General features: G+C 69.5%; 24 protein-coding genes. 15 read left to right on the top strand and 9 right to left on the bottom strand.

Annotation, left to right across the window (positions count from 1 at the left end):
- Positions 1-31 precede the first annotated feature (31 nt).
- The 7 genes from BDD16_RS03815 (at position 32) to BDD16_RS03785 (ending at position 6,479) form a co-directional block, all read left to right on the top strand.
- Positions 32-1,090, top strand: coding sequence for an AI-2E family transporter (locus BDD16_RS03815; protein WP_179632723.1), 1,059 nt, complete (start codon positions 32-34; stop codon positions 1,088-1,090).
- A gap of 48 nt (positions 1,091-1,138) precedes the next feature.
- On the top strand, positions 1,139-1,822 hold the full coding sequence (gene hda / locus BDD16_RS03810; RefSeq protein WP_179632722.1) for a DnaA regulatory inactivator Hda: 684 nt from the start codon (positions 1,139-1,141) through the stop codon (positions 1,820-1,822).
- 11 nt (positions 1,823-1,833) lie between these two features.
- Complete coding sequence (locus BDD16_RS03805; RefSeq protein WP_179632721.1) at positions 1,834-2,517, top strand: HAD family hydrolase; 684 nt, start codon at positions 1,834-1,836, stop codon at positions 2,515-2,517.
- Positions 2,514-4,133: a polynucleotide adenylyltransferase PcnB gene (gene pcnB, locus BDD16_RS03800; protein ID WP_179632720.1), complete on the top strand. Its 1,620-nt coding sequence runs from the start codon at positions 2,514-2,516 to the stop codon at positions 4,131-4,133. The genes BDD16_RS03805 and pcnB overlap by 4 nt, the downstream gene beginning before the upstream one ends.
- On the top strand, positions 4,114-4,638 hold the full coding sequence (gene folK / locus BDD16_RS03795) for a 2-amino-4-hydroxy-6-hydroxymethyldihydropteridine diphosphokinase (RefSeq protein ID WP_179632719.1): 525 nt from the start codon (positions 4,114-4,116) through the stop codon (positions 4,636-4,638). Before pcnB ends, folK begins: the two co-directional genes overlap by 20 nt.
- Positions 4,639-4,801: 163 nt before the next feature.
- Positions 4,802-5,449, top strand: coding sequence for a DUF47 domain-containing protein (locus BDD16_RS03790; RefSeq protein WP_179632718.1), 648 nt, complete (start codon positions 4,802-4,804; stop codon positions 5,447-5,449).
- Between the two features lie 19 nt (positions 5,450-5,468).
- Positions 5,469-6,479 carry an inorganic phosphate transporter gene (locus tag BDD16_RS03785; protein ID WP_179632717.1) on the top strand — a complete coding sequence of 337 codons (1,011 nt, stop codon included), beginning with the start codon at positions 5,469-5,471 and terminating at the stop codon, positions 6,477-6,479.
- A 21-nt stretch (positions 6,480-6,500) separates the two neighbouring features.
- Here the strand turns inward: BDD16_RS03785 and BDD16_RS03780 are convergent, their stop codons facing one another.
- Together BDD16_RS03780 and BDD16_RS03775 are read right to left on the bottom strand one after the other, a co-directional pair.
- The gene (locus BDD16_RS03780; protein ID WP_179632716.1) at positions 6,501-6,956 is read right to left on the bottom strand and encodes a TM2 domain-containing protein; all 456 of its coding nucleotides are present in this window, start codon (positions 6,954-6,956) and stop codon (positions 6,501-6,503) included.
- The gene (locus BDD16_RS03775; RefSeq protein ID WP_179632715.1) at positions 6,953-7,516 is read right to left on the bottom strand and encodes a GNAT family N-acetyltransferase; all 564 of its coding nucleotides are present in this window, start codon (positions 7,514-7,516) and stop codon (positions 6,953-6,955) included. The genes BDD16_RS03780 and BDD16_RS03775 overlap by 4 nt, the downstream gene beginning before the upstream one ends.
- A 213-nt stretch (positions 7,517-7,729) precedes the next feature.
- Here BDD16_RS03775 and rpsP point away from each other — a divergent pair, with 213 nt between their 5' ends.
- From rpsP to BDD16_RS03745, 6 genes are all read left to right on the top strand, one after another.
- Positions 7,730-8,002: a 30S ribosomal protein S16 gene (gene rpsP / locus BDD16_RS03770; protein WP_218897682.1), complete on the top strand. Its 273-nt coding sequence runs from the start codon at positions 7,730-7,732 to the stop codon at positions 8,000-8,002.
- 35 nt (positions 8,003-8,037) lie between these two features.
- Positions 8,038-8,631 carry a ribosome maturation factor RimM gene (gene rimM, locus BDD16_RS03765; RefSeq protein ID WP_179632714.1) on the top strand — a complete coding sequence of 198 codons (594 nt, stop codon included), beginning with the start codon at positions 8,038-8,040 and terminating at the stop codon, positions 8,629-8,631.
- A 16-nt stretch (positions 8,632-8,647) separates the two neighbouring features.
- Positions 8,648-9,388 (top strand): tRNA (guanosine(37)-N1)-methyltransferase TrmD, encoded by a 741-nt coding sequence (gene trmD, locus BDD16_RS03760; RefSeq protein ID WP_179632713.1) that lies wholly within the window; start codon positions 8,648-8,650, stop codon positions 9,386-9,388.
- Positions 9,389-9,473: 85 nt separating this feature from the next.
- Positions 9,474-9,827 carry a 50S ribosomal protein L19 gene (rplS, locus tag BDD16_RS03755; RefSeq protein WP_179632712.1) on the top strand — a complete coding sequence of 118 codons (354 nt, stop codon included), beginning with the start codon at positions 9,474-9,476 and terminating at the stop codon, positions 9,825-9,827.
- Between the two features lie 101 nt (positions 9,828-9,928).
- A complete protein-coding gene (locus BDD16_RS03750; protein ID WP_179632711.1) occupies positions 9,929-10,633 on the top strand; it encodes an NUDIX hydrolase in 705 nt (234 codons plus the stop codon).
- 59 nt (positions 10,634-10,692) lie between these two features.
- Positions 10,693-11,685 carry a CobD/CbiB family protein gene (locus BDD16_RS03745; protein ID WP_179632710.1) on the top strand — a complete coding sequence of 331 codons (993 nt, stop codon included), beginning with the start codon at positions 10,693-10,695 and terminating at the stop codon, positions 11,683-11,685.
- Positions 11,686-11,703: 18 nt separating this feature from the next.
- Here the strand turns inward: BDD16_RS03745 and BDD16_RS03740 are convergent, their stop codons facing one another.
- Complete coding sequence (locus tag BDD16_RS03740; protein WP_179632709.1) at positions 11,704-12,327, bottom strand: LysE/ArgO family amino acid transporter; 624 nt, start codon at positions 12,325-12,327, stop codon at positions 11,704-11,706.
- Between the two features lie 75 nt (positions 12,328-12,402).
- On the opposite strand from BDD16_RS03740, the gene BDD16_RS03735 reads away from it, so the two are divergent.
- Positions 12,403-13,323 (top strand): LysR family transcriptional regulator ArgP, encoded by a 921-nt coding sequence (locus BDD16_RS03735; RefSeq protein WP_179632708.1) that lies wholly within the window; start codon positions 12,403-12,405, stop codon positions 13,321-13,323.
- Here the strand turns inward: BDD16_RS03735 and rsgA are convergent.
- Both rsgA and BDD16_RS03725 read right to left on the bottom strand, forming a co-directional pair.
- A complete protein-coding gene (rsgA, locus tag BDD16_RS03730) occupies positions 13,317-14,231 on the bottom strand; it encodes a ribosome small subunit-dependent GTPase A (protein WP_179632707.1) in 915 nt (304 codons plus the stop codon). The two genes, BDD16_RS03735 and rsgA, sit on opposite strands and share 7 nt — an antisense overlap.
- A complete protein-coding gene (locus BDD16_RS03725; protein ID WP_179632706.1) occupies positions 14,218-15,495 on the bottom strand; it encodes a M48 family metallopeptidase in 1,278 nt (425 codons plus the stop codon). Before BDD16_RS03725 ends, rsgA begins: the two co-directional genes overlap by 14 nt.
- 56 nt (positions 15,496-15,551) lie before the next feature.
- Between BDD16_RS03725 and orn the strand changes: the two genes are divergently transcribed.
- A complete protein-coding gene (orn, locus tag BDD16_RS03720; protein ID WP_179632705.1) occupies positions 15,552-16,136 on the top strand; it encodes an oligoribonuclease in 585 nt (194 codons plus the stop codon).
- Here orn and BDD16_RS03715 read toward each other — a convergent pair.
- The 4 genes from BDD16_RS03715 to BDD16_RS03700 are packed head-to-tail and all read right to left on the bottom strand — an operon-like array spanning position 16,126 to position 20,874.
- The gene (locus BDD16_RS03715; RefSeq protein WP_179632704.1) at positions 16,126-17,574 is read right to left on the bottom strand and encodes an ABC transporter ATP-binding protein; all 1,449 of its coding nucleotides are present in this window, start codon (positions 17,572-17,574) and stop codon (positions 16,126-16,128) included. The two genes, orn and BDD16_RS03715, sit on opposite strands and share 11 nt — an antisense overlap.
- On the bottom strand, positions 17,571-18,380 hold the full coding sequence (locus tag BDD16_RS03710; protein WP_179632703.1) for an ABC transporter permease: 810 nt from the start codon (positions 18,378-18,380) through the stop codon (positions 17,571-17,573). Before BDD16_RS03710 ends, BDD16_RS03715 begins: the two co-directional genes overlap by 4 nt.
- The gene (locus BDD16_RS03705) at positions 18,377-19,321 is read right to left on the bottom strand and encodes an ABC transporter permease (RefSeq protein WP_218897681.1); all 945 of its coding nucleotides are present in this window, start codon (positions 19,319-19,321) and stop codon (positions 18,377-18,379) included. Before BDD16_RS03705 ends, BDD16_RS03710 begins: the two co-directional genes overlap by 4 nt.
- Positions 19,321-20,874 carry an ABC transporter substrate-binding protein gene (locus BDD16_RS03700; protein WP_179632702.1) on the bottom strand — a complete coding sequence of 518 codons (1,554 nt, stop codon included), beginning with the start codon at positions 20,872-20,874 and terminating at the stop codon, positions 19,321-19,323. Before BDD16_RS03700 ends, BDD16_RS03705 begins: the two co-directional genes overlap by 1 nt.
- Between the last annotated feature and the right edge of the window lie 12 nt (positions 20,875-20,886).

Raw genomic sequence — 20,886 nt, 5'->3', positions numbered from 1 at the left:
CCCACTGCGCCATGCTGAGACAATGTCCCGCATGAAGCTGCCCCTGACCCAACGCCTGATGCTCGCCTGGCTGGCGCTTGCCGGGACTTCGGTCGTGCTGGTGTGGCTGCTGGCGCCGGTGCTCATGCCCTTCCTGACCGCCGCCGTGCTGGCCTATGTGCTGCAGCCGGCGGTCGACCGGCTGTCCCGGCGCCTGCCGCGGGCGCTGGCCGTGGTGCTGGTGGAGCTGGGGGCGATGGCGGCGGCGCTGGGGGTGCTGCTGCTGATCGTGCCGATCATCTCGCGCGAACTGCCGGTGCTGCGGGACCAGATTCCCGTGCTGGCGGTGCGGCTCAACGACCATCTGGCGCCCCGGCTGGCGCAGTTCGGCATCGCGATCAGCCTCGACATCGAGAGCATCAAGGCCTTCGTGCTCAAGTACTTCGATGCCAAGGGCGACGGCTGGCTGGCGGCGCTGCTGAGTTCAGCGCGCATCGGCGGCAGCTTCCTGCTGGCCATCATCGGCAATGCGGTGCTGGTGCCGGTGGTGACCTTCTACCTGCTGCTCGACTGGCACGACCTGCAGCGCCGTCTGCGCCGCATGGTGCCGCCGCGCTACCTCGATGCCGTGCTCGGATTCACCCGGGAGTGCGACGCCGTGCTGGGCCAGTACCTGCGCGGCCAGCTGCTGGTGATGCTGATCCTTGCGGCCTACTACACGGTGGCGCTGGCGCTGGCGCGTTTCGATCTCGCGCTGCCGGTGGGCATCTTCACGGGACTCGCGATCTTCGTGCCCTACGTGGGGTTCGGCATCGGCGCTGCGCTGGCCTTGCTGGCGGGTGTGTTGCAATACGCCAGTCTGTACGGCGTGGGGGTGGTGGCGGTGGTCTATGGCGCGGGCCAGGTGATCGAAAGTTTCTTCCTCACGCCCCGGCTCGTCGGCGAGCGCATCGGACTGCACCCGCTGGCGGTGATCTTCGTGCTGCTGGCCTTCGGGCACCTGTTCGGCTTTGTCGGCGTGCTGCTGGCGCTGCCGGCCGGTGCGCTGGTGCTGGTGGCCTTGCGCCGGATGCGTGCAGGCTATGTGGCCAGTCGGCTTTACCAGGGATGAACCTCGCGAATGCCTCGTGGATTGCCTCGTGACCGGACATCTCCGCTGATGCGGCAGGTGCCGCTCGCCTTCGGACCGGAGCCGGTGCTCCGGTTCGACACCTTCCTGCCCGGCGGCAACGCCCAGTGGGAGCAGGTGCTCATGGCCCTGCTGTCGCCGAGTCCGTCGATGCCGCTGTACCTGTGGGGCCCGCCCGGCAGCGGCAAGACGCACCTGCTGCAGGCGGCCGTCAGCCAGGCGCAGTCCTTCGGGCTGCGCACGATGAAGTTCGACCTCACGACGTCCACCCCCTGGGAGTACGACGAGGACGCGCGCCTGCTGCTGCTCGACGACTGTGACCGCTACGATGCCGACCGCCAGCACGAGGCCTTCCGCATGTTCATCGAGGCGACGATCGCCGGCGTGCCCATCATCGCGGGCGGTCGGCTGCCGCCGGTGGACCTGCCGGTGCGCGACGACCTGCGCACGCGGCTGGCCTGGGGCCTCGTCTACCGGCTGGTGCCCCCGACCGACGAGCAGGTCTGCGCGCTGCTGCGGCGCGATGCGACCCGCCGGGGCATCCCCCTGAGCGACGAGGTGCTGGCCTGTCTGCTCGGCCACGGCGAGCGCGACCTGACCCACCTGATGGACCTGCTGGGCCGCCTCGACCGCTACGCGCTGGCGACCAAGCGGCCGGTGACGCTGCCGCTGCTGCGCCAGATGCTGGCCGAACCCGACCTGCACACGATCTGAATCCGAAACCGATGCCCCAGAACGACCGCCACCTCTGCCTGTTCGACCTCGACGGCACCCTGATCCCCATCGACTCCGACCACGCCTTCGGCGAGTTCATGGTGGCGATCGGCTGGGCCAACGGCGACACCTTCCGCGCCCGCAACGACGCCTTCTACGCCGACTACCAGGCCGGCACGCTCGACCTGCCGGCCTACATCGCCTTCACCACCGCCGCCTGGCGCGACCGTCCGCTGGCCGAATCGGCGGCCGCGCATGCCCGCTTCATGGCCGAGGTGCTGCGTCCGAACGTGCACCCGCAGGCCCGTGAGCTGGTGCGTTTTCACCAGCAGCGTGGCGATCTCGTGGCCATCGTCACCGCGACCAACGAATTCGTCACCGCGCCGATCGCCGCCGAGTTCGACATCGACCACCTCCTGGCTGTCCAGCTCGACCGCGAACCCGACGGTCGCTGGGCGGGTACCATCCGCGGCACGCCCACCTTCCGCGAAGGCAAGGTCGGCCGGGTCCACGACTGGCTTGCCGGCCTGGGCCACCGCCTGAGCGACTTCTCCGGCATCAGCGTCTACAGCGACTCGCCCAACGACCTGCCGCTGCTGGAATTGGCCACCGAACCGGTGGCGACCAACCCGAGTCCCGCGCTCGAAGCCACTGCCTGCGAACGCGGCTGGCGCATCCTGCGGCTCTTCCCATGATCAAGAAATTCATCGACAAGCTGCTTGGCAAATCTGCCGGCAAGACGCCCTCCGGTCCGCAGACGCTCGCCGCCGAACCCGAGGCGGCGGTGCCGGTCGGGCCGGTGATCGGCGTGCGGGTGGAGGTGCCCGTGTCCGAACACGGCATCAACCCGGCCCTGCTCGACGACCGCGCCGTGAAGGTGGTCACCACGCTGCAGGACGCGGGCTACGAGGCCTATGTGGTCGGCGGCGCCGTGCGCGACCTGCTGCTCGGCCACCGCCCCAAGGACTTCGACGTGGCGACCAGCGCGACGCCCGAGCAGGTGAAGGCGCTGTTCCGCCGCGCCTTCATCATCGGCCGGCGCTTCCGCATCGTCCACGTCGTGCACGGCCGCGGCCGCGAGCACGAGGTGATCGAGGTCTCCACCTTCCGCGCCTACCTCGACGCGAGTGCCGCCGAGCAGGTCGCCGGCAACGAGAAGACCTCGAAATCCGAACTGGCCGGCAAGAGCCACGTCGTGGACGCCAGCGGCCGCGTGCTGCGCGACAACGTCTGGGGCCCGCAGGACGAGGACGCCGCGCGCCGCGACTTCACCGTCAACGCGCTCTACTACGACCCGCGCCGCCAGATCGTCGTCGACTACCACCACGGCCTGGCCGACGCCAGGAAGCGCCTGCTGCGCATGATCGGCGACCCGGTGACGCGTTACCGCGAAGACCCGGTGCGCATCATCCGCGTCGTGCGTTTCGCGGCCAAGCTCGGCTTCGAGATCGAGGCCGGCACGCGCAAGCCGATCCGCGCCTGCGCCGACCTGCTGGCCAACGTGCCGGCGAGCCGGTTGTTCGACGAGATGATCAAGCTGCTGCAGACGGGCCACTCGCTCGCCAGCCTGGAAGAGCTGCGCAAGCAGGGCCTGCACAAGGGCATCTTCCCGATCCTGGACGCCGTGCTCGACGACGCGCACCAGCACGATGGCCGCGAGCAGTTCATCCAGCGCGCGCTGGCCGACACCGACCGCCGCGTCGGCGAGGGCAAGCCGGTGGCGCCGAGCTTCATGCTGGCCTGCATGCTGTGGCACGACGTGCTGCGCCGGGCCGCGCAGCTGCGCGCCAAGGGCGAACATCCCACCGCCGCGCTGCAGGCCGCCACGGACGCCGTGTTCGACGCCCGCATCGGCGACATCTCCGGCCGCGGCAAGCTGGCCGCCGACATGCGCGAGATCTGGCTGATGCAGCCGCGTTTCGAACGCCGCACCCCTTCGTCGGCGCTGTCGCTGGTGGAGCAGGTGCGCTTCCGGGCGGGCTTCGATTTCCTGCGCCTGCGCGCCGATTCCGGGGAGGTCGACGCCGATCTGGCCCGCTGGTGGGAGGAGTTCTCCACCGCGAACGAGGCCGTGCGCGAGGACCTGCTGACCGAGGCCCGCGTGCAGGACCAGGCCCGCCGCGCCGCTGGTGGTGCGTCCGCGCCCGCCCGTGTGCAGGCGGCCGAGGGCGCTGAGGGCGCCGAGGGCGATGCGGCGCTGGCCGGCGCACCGGCTCCCGCCGCGCGCAAGCGCCGTCGCCGCCGCAAGCCGGCCGGGGACCGTTCCGCCGCCACCTCTGCACCCGCACCGGATGACACGGCCACGTCCTGACGCCCCGGCGCTGCTGGCCTGCATCGGCCTGGGTGCCAACCTGGGCGATGCTGCGGCGACGCTGGATGCCGCCTGCGCCGCGCTGGCCGTGTTGCCGGAGACCGCCTGGGTGGCGGTCTCCGGCCGCTGGCGCAGCCGTCCGGTCGAGGCCAGCGGGCCGGACTATCTCAACGCCGTCGCCTGTGTGCGTACCCGCCTGACGCCCGAGGCACTGCTGGACGCCCTGCAGGCCATCGAGCTGGCCCATGGCCGCGAGCGCCCCTATCCGAACGCACCGCGCACGCTCGACCTGGACCTGCTGCTCCACGGCGACCTGCAGCGCCATACCGTGCGGCTCACCCTGCCGCATCCCCGCCTGACCGAGCGGGCCTTCGTGCTGCTGCCGCTGCTGCAGCTGTGCGCGGTGCTGCCCGGGCAGCTCGTGCTGCCCGCCGGCATGGACGCGTCCGACTGGCCGGCACGCGCGCAGCGCCTCGCGGCCGAGCAGGGCATCGCGCCGGCCTGAACCCGTCCGGGTTCCATCGGGTTTCTTTGCTGCGTGAATTCCTGGCGCCTGCGGCTAAACTCGCCCCGTCCCGATTCATGACAACTGCGTGACAGCCGCCGAGACGGCCGTGCACCGCGCAGGACTGTCCATCTGTTCCGAAGTCCCCCTGGAGTCCCACACCATGCTGTTCGGCAAGCTGCTGCCGCGCGAAGGCAATTTCTTCGAGCTTTTCAACACGCACGGCGAAGCCATCGTCACTGGTTCCCGCGCGTTTCTGGCCATGGTCCAGAACTATGGTGACGTGGCGCTGCGCGAGCGATACGCCACCGAGGTCGATGACGCCGAGCACGCCGCCGACAAGGTTACTGCCGAGGTCAACCGCCTGCTGCACAAGACCTTCATCACGCCGATCGACCGCGAGCAGATCCACGGCCTGATCAACGCGATGGACGACATCCTCGACCTGCTGCAGGACACCTCCGAGACGATGTCGCTCTACGATGTGCGCCACATGACCGAGGACGTGCTGCGCCTGAGCGAGCTGTCGGTCAAGTGCTGCGAGCGGGTGGCGCATGCGGTGACGCTGCTGTCCAAGCTCAGCCAGAGCAGCGTGGCCGAAGCCACCGTCAAGACCTGCGCCGAGATCGACCGCCTCGAATCCGATGCCGACCGCGTCATGCGCTCGGCGATGTCGAAGCTGTTCCGCGAGGAGCAGGACATCCGCGAGCTGATCAAGCTCAAGGCGATCTACGAGCTGCTGGAGTCGATCTCCGACAAGTGCGAGGACGTCGCGAACCTGATCGAGGGCATCGTCCTCGAAAACTCCTGATCCCGCGGAGTCCGTGCACATGGACGGCCTGCAGGTGAGTTTCTGGGTGATCGCCATGCTGGTGGTGCTGGCGATCGCGTTCGATTTCATGAACGGTTTCCACGACGCGGCGAACTCGATCGCCACCGTCGTCTCCACCGGCGTGCTCAAGCCGCAGCATGCGGTGCTGTTCGCGGCGTTCTTCAATGTCGTGGCCATCGCCATCTTCCAGCTCAAGGTGGCGGCCACCGTCGGCAAGGGCATCGTGGAGCCGGGCATCGTGGACCACCATGTGGTGTTCGGCGCGCTGGTCGGGGCGATCGCGTGGAACGTGGTGACGTGGCTGTACGGCATCCCGTCGAGCTCGTCGCATGCGCTGATCGGCGGCATCGTCGGCTCGGTGATCGCCAAGGCGGGCATCACGGCGCTGATCGGTGCGGGCATCTGGAAGACGGTGGCGTTCATCTTCGTGTCGCCGCTGCTGGGTTTCCTGCTGGGCTCGCTGATGATGGTGCTCGTGGCGTGGATCTTTCGCCGCACGACACCGCTGCGGGTCGACAAGTGGTTCCGTCGGCTGCAGCTGGTCTCTGCCGGCCTGTACAGCCTCGGTCACGGCGGCAACGACGCGCAGAAGACCATCGGCATCATCTGGATGCTGCTGATCGCCACCGGCTATTCGCAGGTCGGCGACAAGATGCCGCCAAGCTGGGTGATCTGGTGCTGCTACGTCGCGATCGGCATGGGCACGATGTTCGGCGGCTGGCGCATCGTCAAGACCATGGGCCAGAAGATCACCAAGCTCAAGCCGGTGGGAGGCTTCTGCGCCGAGACGGGCGGGGCGATCACGCTGTTCCTGGCGACGGCGCTGGGCGTGCCGGTCTCGACCACGCACACCATCACGGGCGCGATCGTCGGTGTCGGTTCGGTGCAGCGTGCCTCGGCCGTGCGCTGGGGCGTCGCGGGCAACATCGTGTGGGCGTGGATCTTCACGATCCCCGCCTCGGCCTCGGTGGCCGCGCTCGCTTACTACGCGGGGACCCGGCTGTTCTGAGCCGGGCCGGGACGAGGGCGTTCAGCGGCTGATCTGGTGGGCCGCTTCGGCCTCGGCCTCGAAGTAGCGCTGCAGCGTGAAGGTGATCGACGACAGCAGCACCGTCGCACCGATCAGCAGCGCCGCGATCACGCCGAGGACCGCGCCCCAGCCCCCCGCCGGGGAGCCCTGGCCGGCCGGCGCGCCGGGGTTGTGGCGGGCGTCCCAGCGCTCGTCGGGGCTCAGGCCGCACAGGATGGCCGCGAGCATGCCCGCGACGATCGACACCCCGCCCAGCGGCAGCAGCCACGGGGCGGCGGTGTCGTCCACGCCGAAGGCCAGCATGCGCTGCACGCCGGCCATGCCCAGCAGCGTCAGCGGCACGTGTGCCCAGCCCCACAGGTCGCGCAGGCCGTGCAGGTAGAACCGGTGCAGCCCGAAACCCCCGCCCACCACGGCAAGCCAGGTGGCCAGCGTCTTCGATTTCACGGCGCTCATGCCGAGGCTCCCGGCCAGGGGGTCGTCGGGGTGATCTGGTCGCCGGCTCCCAGTGCGCGTTGCATCATCACCACATCGAGCCAGCGATCGAATTTCCATCCGACCGAGCGCATCACGCCGAGTGTCTCGAATCCGCAGGCGCGGTGCACGCCGATGGAGCCGAGGTTGTCCGAGTCGCCGATCACCGCGAGCAGTTGCCGCGCACCCAGCGCCGTGCACTGCGCGATCAGCTCGGCCAGCAGCAGCCGGCCCAGCCCCAGGCGGTGGGCGCGTGGGGACAGATAGATCGAATCCTCCAGTGCGTAGCGCCAGGCGGGACGGGCGCGGAAGTGGTTGGCGTAGGCATAGCCGAGCACCTCGCTGCCCTGGCCGAGATCGTGTTCGACGACGATCCAGGGTAGCCCCTTGCCGAGTACATCGGCGCGGCGCCGGGTCATCTCGGCAAGGTCCGGCGCATCGATCTCGAAGGTGCCGGTGCCGTGTTCGACGTTCGCGGCATAGATCTCGGTGATGGCCTGCAAGTCGGCCTCGTGACTGGGTCGGATCGTGGGAGCGTTCATGTGGGTCTGGGAAAGTTTATAATCCGCGGTTTTCCGATGACGGCTGACCGGCAGCATGCCACGCAGCGCGATCTAACGGGGTCGGGAAGAAAGTGGTTGTCGCTTGCAAGTCGCCGGACTTGCGCACGGCATTGTCTGATCTGCTGGCCTGAGTGTCTCCTGGTCGCGTGGGTCTCTGGTTTTGCCTTCTATACCTTTGATCAAGGAAACATCATGGTCGTGATTCGTCTTTCCCGTGGCGGCGCCAAGAAGCGCCCGTTCTACAACCTGGTCGTGGCCCACAGCCAGAACCGCCGTGACGGCCGCTTCATCGAGCGCGTCGGCTTCTACAACCCGGTCGCGTCTGGCCAGGCCGAAGCCCTGCGCGTCGCGTTCGACCGCGTCGACTACTGGACGAGCGTCGGTGCACAACTGTCGCCCACCGTCGAACGCCTGATCAAGCAAGCCAAGTCCACGGTCGCTGCGCCCGTCGTCGCCGCTGCCTGATTGCCCTTGCCCTGACCGCCCCGAGCACCCCCACCATGACCGTGACCACCACCGATGACGCCGTGGCCTGGCCCGATGACGCCATCGAGGTCGCGCGGGTGGCCGATGCCTGGGGCATCAAGGGCTGGCTGCGGATCCAGCCGTACGCGGCGGATCCGCAGGTCGTGCTCAAGGCACGGCACTGGTTCCTGCAGCCGCCTGCCGGCAAGCCGCGCGCCAAGGAGGCGCCTGCGCTGCCCAAGGTGCTGAACGTCACGCTGGTCAAGGAGCACAGCGACGGCGTGATCGCCTCCGTGCGCGAAGTGGCCGACCGCAATGGCGCCGAAGCGCTGCGCGGCGCCCGCATCTTCGTGTCGCGTTCGATCTTCCCGAAGACGGACGACGGCGAGTACTACTGGATCGACCTGATCGGCCTGAACGTCGTCAACCGTGACGGCGCTGCGCTGGGCACGGTCGCCGAGATGATGGACACCGGCGCCCACAGCGTGATGCGCCTGACCGCCGAGAGCGTCGACGAGGCCGGCACGCCCCGCACCGTCGAGCGCCTGATTCCCTTCGTCGCCGCCTACATCGACGATGTCAGCCTGACCGAGCGGCGCATCGTCGCCGACTGGGGTCTGGACTACTGACCCCGCTGCGCCTGCCGTGCGCTTCGACATCGTCACCCTGTTTCCCGAACTGTTCGACCCCTTCCTGAAGGTCGGCGTGACGCGCCGCGCCTACACGACCGGGCAGGTCGACGTGCGCCTGTGGCCGCTGCGCGACCACGCCGACAACACCTACCGCCGCGTCGACGATCGCGCCTATGGCGGCGGCCCGGGCATGGTGATGCTGGTCGAGCCGCTGGAGCGTGCGCTCGCGGCCATCCGCGCCGACCGGGTCGAGGCCGCGCCGGTCATCCTCTTCAGTCCCGCCGGGGCCACGCTGACGCAGTCGCGGGTGCAGGCGCTGGCCGCCAGTCCGGGGGCGATCCTGGTCTGCGGCCGCTACGAAGGGCTGGACCAGCGCTTCATCGACCGCCATGTGGACGAGGAACTCAGCCTGGGCGACTTCGTGCTGTCCGGTGGCGAACTGCCCGCACTGACGCTGCTGGACGCCGTGACGCGCCTGCAGCCGGGTGTCCTGAATGCGGCAGCCTCGCACGAGCAGGACAGCTTTTCCGACGGTCTGCTCGACTGCCCGCACTACAGCCGTCCCGAGACGCTGGGCGACGACGCCGTGCCACCCGTGCTACTGTCGGGCCACCACGCGCACATCGCCACCTGGCGCCGCGAGCGGCAGCTGGAGCTGACGGCACGCCGCCGCCCCGACCTGATCGCCGCGGCCCGCCAGGCTGGCCGGCTCAGCCGGGCCGACGAGCTGTACCTGTCGAAAATCCGGCTATAATCTTGGGTTTTGATCCTCTGCCTGAAGGCAGTCGGGTGCTCGGCATGAGCCCCCGCCCTTGCAAGCACGATCGCCTGGAGCTCCCATGAACCTGATCCAAGAACTCGAGCAAGAAGAAATCGCTCGACTGAACAAGACCATCCCCGTCTTCGCCCCTGGCGACACGGTGATCGTCAGCGTCAACGTCGTCGAAGGCACCCGCAAGCGCGTGCAGGCCTACGAAGGTGTCGTGATCGCCCGCCGCAACCGTGGCCTGAACAGCAACTTCATCGTGCGCAAGATCTCCAGCGGCGAAGGCGTGGAACGCACGTTCCAGCTGTACAGCCCGCTGATCGCCAACATCGAAGTCAAGCGCCGCGGTGACGTCCGCCGCGCCAAGCTGTACTACCTGCGCCAGCGCAGCGGCAAGTCGGCACGCATCAAGGAAAAGCTGGCCTGATCGCTGGCTCACCCGCCGACCCAGGCATCCTGCACGCAGGACGCCTCGGCAACAAGGCCGCCTTCGGGCGGCTTTGTCGTTTTCGGCCTATGCTGAACGGCATGTCCCGACCGCCCACCCTGATCCGCGATCCACGTGCCGTGCCGGTGGCCAGCGCGGACTCCCACCTGCCGGCGCTGTCCGGTGAGCGTCTGCAACCGGCCCGACTCAAGGCGCGGTTCGCCTCGCCGCCCGACTGGCGGCCGGAATTCCGCGGAGACGGTGGTGGCCCGCTGTCGGAGCGTGCGCCGGCAGCCGCGGCCGTGCTGGTGGCGCTGGTGGTGCGCGAGGAGGGGCTGCGCGTGCTGCTGACCCGCCGCACCGACCACCTGCGCCACCACGCCGGGCAGATCAGTTTCCCCGGGGGACGGGTGGATCCCGGCGAGGTGGATCCGGTCGTGACCGCGCTGCGCGAGGCGCGCGAGGAAATCGGTCTGGAGGGCCGGTCCATCGAAGTGATCGGCGCGCTGCCCACCTACACCACGGTCACGTCCTACGTCGTGACCCCGGTGGTGGCATTGGTGCACCCGCCATTCGCGCTGCAGATCGACGGCGGCGAGGTCGCCGAGGCGTTCGAGGTGCCGCTGGAGTTCCTGATGACACCCGCCCACCACCAGATCCACCTCTTCGACACGCCCACCGAGCGCCGGAAGTTCCTGTCGATGCCCTGGCGCGGCCCGTCGGCGGAAGGCGACGAGCGCGAGTACTTCATCTGGGGTGCCACGGCGGCGATGCTGCGCAACCTCTACCGCTTTCTGGCTGCCTGATTGTTGATGCGCGTGAAGGCCCGTGCCGTGCCGTTGTTCACACCGTTATCATTGACGGCATGAGTTTCCTTGCCGTCCTGCTGGCCCTGATCGTTGAGCAACTGCGGCCTCTGCCGCAGGGCAACCCCGTTCACGAAGCACTGATCGACTGGGCGCGCTGGACTGCGCGCAACTTTGACGCGGGCAAGGAGCACCACGCCTGGGTGGTCTGGATGGTGACCGTGTTCACGCCGGCGCTGGTGGTCTGGGGCGCGTTTGCGCTGCTGCACCACCAGAGCCTGATCCTGGCGCTCGGCTTCAACCTGCTGATCCTGTACCTGACGCTCGGCTTCCGCCAGTTCAGCCACTACTTCACCGACATCCGCGACGCGCTGGAGCAGGGCGACGAAGACCGCGCCCGCAGCGTGCTGCAGGAGTGGCGCCACCTGGACGCCAGCGAACTGCCCCGCACCGAACTGCTGCGCCACGTCATCGAACACGCGCTGCTGGCCGCGCACCGGCATGTGTTCGGCGTGTTTTTCTGGTTCGTGCTGGGCTCGGCGCTCGGGCTGGGGCCGGTGGGGGCGGTGGTCTACCGCATGTCGGAGTTCTGCGCCCGCTACTGGGCCTTCAAGATCCGCGCCGAAACCGCGCCGGTCAATGGCGCGCTGATGCTGCGTTCGCAGGCCGCGTTCTCGGTGCTCGACCATGTTCCGGCGCGGCTGACGGCCGCCGGTTTTGCGGTGGTCGGCAACTTCGAGGAGGCCGTGGACTGCTGGCGGCAGTGCGCAGGGCTGTGGAAGCAGTCGAACGACGGCATCCTGCTGTCCGCGGCGGCGGGGGCCTGTGGCGTGTCGCTGGGCGGTGCCGAGGCGCCCTCCCTGGCTGCGCGGGTGGCCGGCAACTTTGCCGTGGCGCTGCCGGGCGAAGAGGTGACCGACGGGCAGGGCAGCACACCGGGCGCACCACCGACGCTGGCGCATCTGCGCTCGGTGGTCGGGCTGGTGTGGCGTTCGATGGTGCTGTGGATGATGCTGCTGGCACTGCTGTCGCTGGCGAACCGGCTGGGCTGATCCGCTCGCCCCGGGTTCTCAACCCTTCAGGGTCTGCATCGTCAGGCCGCCGGCCAGCGCGATCATCATCATGGCCACGCCGGCGTCGAACACGCGCCACGTGTGCGGCCGGCGGAACAGCGGCGCCAGGCGTCCGGCGGCCCACGCCAGCACGGTGAACCACAGCAGGCTCGACGTCATCGCGCCGGCGGCAAAGGCCCAGCGTCCCGCATCCCCCTGTGCATTGGCCAGCGAGCCCAGCAGCACGGTCGTGTCGAGCCAGGCATGCGGGTTGAGCCAACTGAAGGCCGCCGCCTGCAGCAGGGCCGAGCGCAAGGTCAGCGCCGCACCGCCATGCCCGTGCAGACCATCGCCCGTGGGCCGCCACGCGCGCCGCGCCGCCTGCAGGCCGTAGACCGACAGGAACAGGATGCCGGCGACCGTCATGAGCGGGATCGCCAGGGGAAAGACCGCGGACGCGGCGCCGATGCCCGCCGTGCCGAGCGCGATCAGCGCCGCGTCCGACACCGCGCACACGGCGACCACCGCCGCCACATGCTCGCGCCGCACGCCCTGGCGCAGGATGAAGGCGTTCTGGGCGCCGATGGCCATGATCAGACCGGCGCTGGCGGCCATGCCGAGGAAGTAGGTGCTGGTGTTCATGGGGGTCAGCGTAGGGCGGCGCGCTGGCGTAGTACAGCTAAACTTCCTAACCATGATTAAGCTGAGCTTCACTTCATGATCGACCTTGTCGCACTGCGTGCCCTGTCCACCGTGCTGCGCCTGGGCAGCTTCGAGCGCGCGGCGCGGGAGCTGCACGTGACGCCGTCCGCCGTGTCGCAGCGGGTCAAGGCGCTGGAGGAGCGGCTGGGCTGCGTGCTGCTGGTGCGCGCGGCGCCGGTCACCCCGACCCCCGAAGGTGCGCGGCTGTACCGGCACTACCTGCAGATCGAGATGCTCGAAACCGACCTGCAGAACGACCTGCAGCCACTGGTCGAGGCGGGTGCGCCCGGCGCCCGGCCGCGCAGCATCCCCGTGGCCGTCAACGCCGACAGTCTGGCGACTTGGTTCATACCCGCGATGGCCGATTTTCACAGCCGCACCGGCGACACGCTGGCGCTGCAGGTCGATGACCAGGACCACACCCGCGAGTGGCTGAAGAACGGCACCGTGTTCGGTGCCGTGACGGCTGCGGCCGAGCCGGTGGGCGGCTGCCGGGTCGATGCGCTCGGGTCGATGCGCTACATCGCGGCGGTGAGTCCGGCCTATGCGCAGCGGCACTTTGCCGGCGTGTCGCTGGCCGAGGGCTTCCGGCGCGCGCCCATGCTGGTCTACAACCAGAAGGACCAGATGCAGCACCGTTTCCTCGCCCAGGTGATCGGCGAGGACTGCACGCCGCCGCAGTGGTGGGTGCCCTCGGCGCAGGGCTTTCTGGATGCGGCCATCGCCGGACTCGGCTGGGGCCTGCACCCGGTCGCGCTGGCGGCGGCGGCGCTGGCGGAGGGGACGCTGGTCGATCTCTGCCCCGGCCACAGCGTCTCGGTGGCGCTGTACTGGCAGAGCTGGCGGCTCGATTCGGCCAGCGTGCGCACGCTGCGGGACTGTGTCTGGCGGGCGGCGTCCGTGGTGCTCGACCCGCAGGAGCCAACGGGTCAGTAGTGCGTGCGGCCCAGCTCGTCGCGCACTTCCAGATAGATCCGATGCCGCGATGGCGCAATGTCGCCCTTTGCCAGCGCCGCCAGCACCGCACACCCCGGCTCGTGGTCATGGCTGCAGTTGGCAAACCGGCACTGGCCCAGGTACGGCGACAGGTCCGGCATCCACGCGGCGAGGTCTTCCACCGGGATGTGGCGCAGGCCGAATTCCTGGAAGCCTGGTGAATCGATCAGCGCGCCCTGGTGCGCGTCGTCGAGCCAGTACCAGCGCGTGTGCGTCGTCGTGTGGCGGCCGGAGTTCAGCGCGACCGAGATCTCGCGCACGGGTGCGGCGGCGTCCAGCCCCAGCAGGTTCACCAGCGTGCTCTTGCCCGTGCCGGACGGGCCGAGCACCAGCGTCGAGCCGGTGGCGAGCAGGTCGGTCAGGCGCGCCCGCGTCTCGTCCGGACGGGCCTTGATGGCGACCTCGATCACGTCATAGCCCATCTTCACGTAGGGCGCCAGCCGCTCGCGGGCGAGCTGGGCCGACTCGACCAGATCGATCTTGTTCAGCAGGATGCTGACCTTGATGCGCGCCTGCTCGGCGGCGATCAGCGCCCGGGCGAGCTGGCTCTCGCTGAACACCGGCTCCGCGGCGACGAGGATCAGCAGCCGGTCCAGGTTCGCCGCGAAGGACTTGGTCTTCCACTCGTCCTGACGGTAGAGCAGGTTGGTGCGCGGCTCCATCGCCTCGATCACGCCCTCGTTGCCCAGCGTGTCGGTGGGCTGCCAGCGCACGCGGTCGCCGACGACGAGCTGGCTTTTCTTGCCGCGGGGACTGCACTTGATCTCGCGGCCCTCCGGTGTCTCGACGATGTAGTGGCGGCCGTGGCCGGCGATGACGAGGCCGATGTCGAGTTCAGGAGTGGGCATGGAGGGCGGCGAGGCGTTCGGACGCGGGTGGGTGGGAATAGTGGAAACGCACGTACAGCGGGTCGGGGGTCAGCGTGGTCGCGTTGTCCTCGAAGAGCTTGAGCAGCGCGGATTTCAGGTCGGCGGCGCGGGCCTGCTGGCTGGCGTAGGCGTCGGCCTCGAACTCGTGGCGGCGCGACACGGCGGCGGTGATCGGCGTGATGAAGAAGCCGAACACCGGCCCCGCCAGCGTCAGCAGCAGCAGCGCCAGGCCGTGGTTCGGCGCCACCATGTTCGGCTGCACGCCTAGGCCCGTGTAGAACGACGGCTGGTTCATCAGCCAGCCCAGCAGCGCCAGGCTCGCCAGCCACACGCCCATCACCGTGACCAGTCGCTTGGGCACGTGGCGGTGGTGGAAGTGGCCGAGTTCGTGGGCGAGCACGGCTTCGATCTCTTCCGCGGACAGCCGCGACAGCAGCGTGTCGAAGAAGACCACGCGCTTGCTGGCACCGAAGCCGGTGAAGTAGGCGTTGGCGTGGGCGGAGCGCTTGGAGCCGTCCATCACGTACAGGCCCTGCGCCTGGAAGCCGCAGCGCTGCATCAAGGCCTGCACGCGGCCTTTCAGCGGGCCATGCGTCTCGTCGTCCAGCGGCTGGAACTTGTTGAACAGCGGCGCGATGACCGTCGGGTAGAGCACCTGCATCAGCAGCGTGAACCCGGCCAGCACCGCGAACGCCCACAGCCACCACAGCGCGCCCGCCGCCGACATCAGCCACAGCACCAGCGCCATCAGCGGGATGCCGATCGCAGCACCCATGACGGTGCCGACCAGCGCGTCCTTGAGCCACAGCCCCCAGGTCATGCGGTTGAAACCGAACTGCTGCTCGATGCGGAAGGTGCGCCACAGGTCGAAGGGCAGGTCGATCACGCTGCCGATGGCGCTCACCGCCACGAGCAGCGCGACCTGGTAGCCCAGGGCGCCCCAGCGCGGCAGCGTCCAGTCCAGCACGACGCCGTTGACCGCGTCCAGCCCGCCCAGCAAGGTCCAGCCCAGCAGCATCGCGCCGCCCCAGGCGGTGGTCAGCAGCTCGAAGCGCTGGCGGGCGATGGTGTAGTCGGCGGCTTTCTGGTGGGCTTCGAGCGAGACCACGTCGGCAAACGCGGCGGGCACGCTGCTGCGGTGCTGCGCCACGTGGCGGATCTGGCGGCTGATCAGCCACAGGCGGGTGCCGAGCATCGCCACGAGGGCGGCGGCAAAGGCGAACGTCACGGCGAGCGAATGCATGCGCGGATTCTCGCCGATGGCGCGTGGGAAAATCGCCGCTTCTCCTGGAGCCCCTGATGACCGAGCCGATTGCCGCTGAAGCCACCGCCCCGACCCTGACCCGCAACGACCAGAACCTCGTCTGGATCGACATGGAAATGACCGGGCTCGACCCCGCGACCGACCGCATCATCGAGATCGCCGTCGTCGTCACCGATGCGCAGCTCACCGTGCGTGTCGAAGGCCCCGTGATCGCCATCCACCAGTCGGACGCCGTGCTCAACGGCATGGACGCCTGGAACAAGGGCACCCACGGCAAGAGCGGCCTGGTCGACCGCGTGAAGGCGTCGACCATCACCGAGGACGAGGCCGCGCAGCAGGTGATCGCCTTCCTGAAGCAGTACGTCAGCGCCAAGGCCTCGCCGATGTGCGGCAACAGCATCTGCCAGGACCGCCGCTTCATGGCCAACTACATGAAGAAGCTCGAAGCCTTCTTCCATTACCGCAACGTCGACGTCTCCACGCTGAAGGAGCTGGCGCGCCGCTGGCAGCCGGGCCTCGTCGAAGGCTTCAAGAAGCACCAGAAGCACACGGCGCTGGCGGACATCCACGAGTCGATCGACGAGCTGCTGTACTACCGGGCGCACATCCTCAAGGTTTGATCAGCGTCTGCGAGTGGATCTGCCATTGCGCCCGCGTGGCGTGCTGCGCGATGTGCGGGTCGTGGGTGACCAGCAGCAGCGCGCAGCCACTCTCGGCCATGGCGTCGCACAGCGCGGCCAGGGTGTCGCGCTGCGTCAGGGCATCCAGCCGCGAGGTCGGCTCGTCGGCAAAGACGAACACCGGGTTCAGCAGCATGGCCCGCAGCAGCGCCAGACGCTGCAGTTCGCCCCCTGACACTTCGCCGGGTTGGCGGTCCAGCAGTTCGTCGGACAGCCGCAGCCGTTGCAGCCATGTCTCGACGGGGCCGGGATCCAGCCGGTGCAGGCGGATCAGGTCCGTCAGCCCCTGGCGCAGGGTCTGCTGTGCGGCGAACGACGCCACAGGATCCTGGTACAGCTTCTGGAAGCGCCAGCGGGCAACGTCCGCCCGGTGGGATACCCGACCACGGCTGGGTGGCAGGATGCCCACCAGCACATTGCCCAGCGTGGTCTTGCCACAGCCACTCGGTCCGACGACGGAAACCGAGGCGCCCTGGCCGATGTGCAGATCGGCTTCACGGAAGATCAGCCGCTCCCCCCGGGTGACGCTGATTCTTTCGGCGGTGATGAGTGTCTCGCCGGTCGTGCGAGGCGGCATCAGGTCGGGCCAGTGCCGTGGCTGCGCTGCCATCAGTGCCTGGGTGTAGGGGTGGCACGGGTGGTTCAGCACGTCCCCGACCGGTCCTTGCTCGACGATCTGGCCGGCCCGCAGCACAGCGATCTGCCCCCCGAGGCGTTCGGCCAGGTCCAGGTCGTGGGTGATGGTCAGCAGCGCCTGCCCGTTCTGCTGGGCGTTGGTCAGCAGCTGGGCGACCTGTTCGCACGCGCCCGTGTCCAGTCCCTTGGTCGGCTCGTCCGCGATCAGGATGCGCGTGTCCCCCTGGCTGGCGCAGGCGATGCCCACCCGCTGCGCCATGCCACCCGAGACCTGGTGCAGCCACTGTCGACCGGCCGTGGCCAGGCCCAGCGCCGCCAGGTGCTGGTCAGCACGCGCCTGGGCCTGTGACCATGGGAGGCGGCTGGCATGGCGGCCGGCCTCTGCCACCTGGGTGTGCAGTCGCATCAGGGGGCTGAGCGCTGTCCACGGCTCCTGGGGCAGCATGCCGATCTGCCGGCCCCACAGGGGCTGGGTGCGGTCACGCTGGCCGTGGGTGTCGTGGCCGGCGATGCGGACCCGCCCCCGTGCCCGCATCGCCGCTGGCAGCGTCCCCATGATGGCCTGCGCCAGCAGCGACTTGCCCGCGCCCGACTCTCCGACCAGCGTCAGCCGCTGCCCGGCGTGAAGCTGGAAGCTGCAGCCTTGCAGCAGGACCCGCCCCGCAGGCAGCCCGGTCGTCGGCAGCAGGTCGACCCCCAGGTCTTCGACGCTGAGCACGGTGTCCGTGACGCGGGTGTTCATGGGGTGACTCCCGAGGCGGGCGCTTCGACCAGCTCTTCGACCAGGGCCTGCAGCGACCCGATCACCAGCACCAGGGTCACCACCGGTGTCGCCAGCAGCCAGGGGGCGTCGTACCAGTAAGGCAAGGCTTCGGTCATCATCAGGCCCAGTTCGGCCACGGGTGGCTGCAGGCCCACGCTCACGAAACCCAGCGCGGAGACCGCCAGCACGGCACTGGCCACCGCATAGGCCCACAGGCGTCCCAGCACGCCGACCATCGGGTGCAGCACATGCCACCGCAGCACGTACAGCCCGCCAAATCCCAGCAACCGCGCGGCTTCCACTGGCGTGCCGCGCATGGCCAGGCGGGTGTGCGAGCGCATCAGCCGAAAGAACTCGACCCAGGCGGTGAGCACCAGACCGCTGTAGAGCGCCCATTTCTGACCAGGCGCGATGGCCGCGATCAGCAGCACCCACAGCAGGCCGGGTATCGAGGCCACCGCATCCGCGCAGACCGACAGCAGCCGGTCGACCGCCCCCCCACGGGCGCCGGCCAGCACCCCCAGCGCCGTGCCCAGGATGACGGCGAGCAGCGCCGACGCGATCGCCAGCCCCAGCGAGGTGCGCAGGCCTTCGCCCAGGCGGGCCAGTTGGTCGCGCCCGAGGTGGTCCCGGCCGAGCCAGTGCTGCTGGTCCGGGGGGTGCAGGGCGGTCAGGAGGTCCTGGGCGTGCGGGTCGGCTGCAAGCCAGGGCGTCAGCAAGGCCACGGCCGCCACCAGGGCCAGGCGTGTGGCGGGCCAGCGCCACCGGGTGTGTCGTGCGCTCATCGTGTGTCCGACAGCCGTGGGTCAAGGCGGTGCAGCAGCCCGTCGATCAGGCCGTGCAGCAGCACGAACAGCAGCGCCATCGTCAGCGCCGTGCCCTGGATCATCGGCACGTCCCGGGCCATGACGGCATGGACCAGCGCATGGCCGATGCCGGGCCAGGCGAACAGGGTCTCCACCACCACCATGCCCTCGATCAGCAGCACCAGCTGCACGGCGGCGTATGCGAGGGTGGCGAGCAGGACATGGGGCAGTGCATGGCGCCACAGGGCGGTGCGCAGCGGCAGTCCCTTGAGCTGCGCGAACTCGAACGCATCCGAGCCGAGCACCTTGCGGCCGGCATCGCGCACGACCTGCGTGAAGCCCGGACACAGCGCCAGTGCGAGCGTCAGCGCAGGCAGAAAGACGTGTGCCGCCTCTTCATGCCCGGCCACCGGGAACCAGCCCAGCTCGACCGCGAACAGCGTGGACAGCACGACCCCGAGCAGGAAGGACGGGCTGGCGCGCAGCACGGTGTTCACGCGCTCGATGAGTCGGCTCCACACGCCCCCAGGCCACAACGCCGTCCAGAAGCCCAGCCCCAGCCCCAGTGCCACCGCCAGGCTCCAGGCCACCAGCGACAGGTGGAGCGTGTGTCCGAGCTGGTAGGCGACGAGGTCGAGCACCGGATCGCCCAGCACCATCGATCGGCCGAACTGGCCTTGCGCCAGCTGTTCCAGCCACTCCGCCCACCGCACGAGGGCGGGCCGGTCCAGGCCCAGTTCCGCTCGCACCGCCTGGGCGATCTCGGTGTTGACCACGTCGTAGCCGAAGCGGCCCGCCGCCACGCGGTAGGCCACATCGCCCGGCAGCGACTCGGCCATCACGAAGCACAGCGTGCCGACGGCCAGCAGCACGAACACCCCCTGCGCCAGCAGGCGCCAGCCCCCACCCAGCCGACGCATCAGCCGGCCCAGCCCATGCGGCTGATCCGGTAGCTGCGCTCCAGCGGGTCGATGCTCACGTTGCGCAGGCGGTGGCTGCTGGTGGCGGAGTGCTGGTACCAGGCCACAGGGATCAGCGGCAGCTCGGCTTGCAGGACTGTGGCGATCGAGCCCCGCAGTGCGGATCGGCGCAGCGGATCGACGGTCTGGCCCATGGCGGCCAAGGTCTGGCTCACCTGGGCACTGTGCCAGCCCATCGCGCCCCAGTCGCCGCCGTTCGGCCCGAAGTCCTGCAGCAGCGTGCCCAGCGGATCGGGCACCAGGGCGTAGTTGCGCGCCACCAGGGCCAGTTCCAGCGAGCCATCCTGGTGGCCGCTCGGGATCTCGCCCGCGTTGGTGACCGAGACGGCCATGTCGACGCCGATGGCCTTGAACTGGGCCTGGATGGCCGTGGCCAGCGGGGGCAGCTCCGGCCGGTCGGAGAAGGTGCGCAGCGTGACCTGGAAGCGCTGACCGTCGCTGCGGCGTGCCCAGCCGTCGCTGGCGGGTTGCCACCCGGCGTCACGCAACAGTGCGCGGGCCTGGTCGAGGTTCCGGGTCAGCGGGGCCAGACCCGGCACATGCCATTCCGACAGGACGGGCGGGAACAACTGCGTCGCGGCCGCCTGTGGCGAGCGCAGGATCGCGGTGGCCATGCCGGTGCGGTCGAGGGCCAGACTCAGGGCACGCCGCACCCGCAGGTCCGACAGGAAGCGGTGGCCGGCGTTGACCTTGAGGTAGACGGTGCGCGGCAGCGGCAGGGTGTGCAGCACGAGCTGGCGGTGCTGGCGCAGGCGGGCGAAGCTGACAGGGTCGTGCGTGAAGACCAGGTCGGCCTGCCCGCTCGTGGCGAGCATGCCCCGTGTCTCGCCCCGGCTGACGCCCAGGTAGTCGACCTGCTCGATCACCGGACGGGGGCCATCGTGGCCGTCGAAGCGGCGGGTGCGCATCGATTGTGGTGCGTTGACCTCGACCACCTGGTACGGGCCGGAGCCGATGAGCTGGCGCACGGTGCCGTCCGGCGCGAACGATGCGGGGGCCAGGACCAGCGTGCTGCTGTGTGCCAGCAGGGCTGGCAGCGGGCTGAACGGCCGCGTCAGCCGCAGCACCACCTGACCCTCGCGTGCCAGCACTTCCTGAATGCCTGCGCTGCGCAACACGCCGGGCTGGGCCAGTGCGCGTTGCAGGCTGCTGGCGATCGCCTCGGCGGTGACCGGGCTGCCGTCATGGAAGCGTGCGCGGGGGCGCGGCACGAAGCGCCATTGTTTCCCGTCGGGCGAGGTACTCCAGCTCTGCGCCAGGCCGGGCTTGAGCTGGCCCTGGTCGTCCACCTCGACCAGGGTTTCGGCGATTTCGAGGCGGGCGAAGACAGGGCCCGAGCGTCCAGGGTCGAGGTTCATCACCTCCCATGGCGCCACCACCTTGAGCGTGCGTTCGGCGGAGGGGCGGGTCTGTGCCTGCACCAGCCCGCCCGCGGGCAGCACGGCGAGGGCCGAAGCCAGGTCGAGAAAGCGGCGGCGGGTCGTTCGGGTCATGGCGGTCCGGGG

It is taken from the genome of Sphaerotilus montanus, from assembly GCF_013410775.1.
GTDB classification, from domain to species: Bacteria; Pseudomonadota; Gammaproteobacteria; order Burkholderiales; family Burkholderiaceae_C; genus Sphaerotilus; species Sphaerotilus montanus.
Note: the sequence above shows the minus strand (reverse complement) of the source record. Positions and strands in the feature narration are given on the sequence as shown.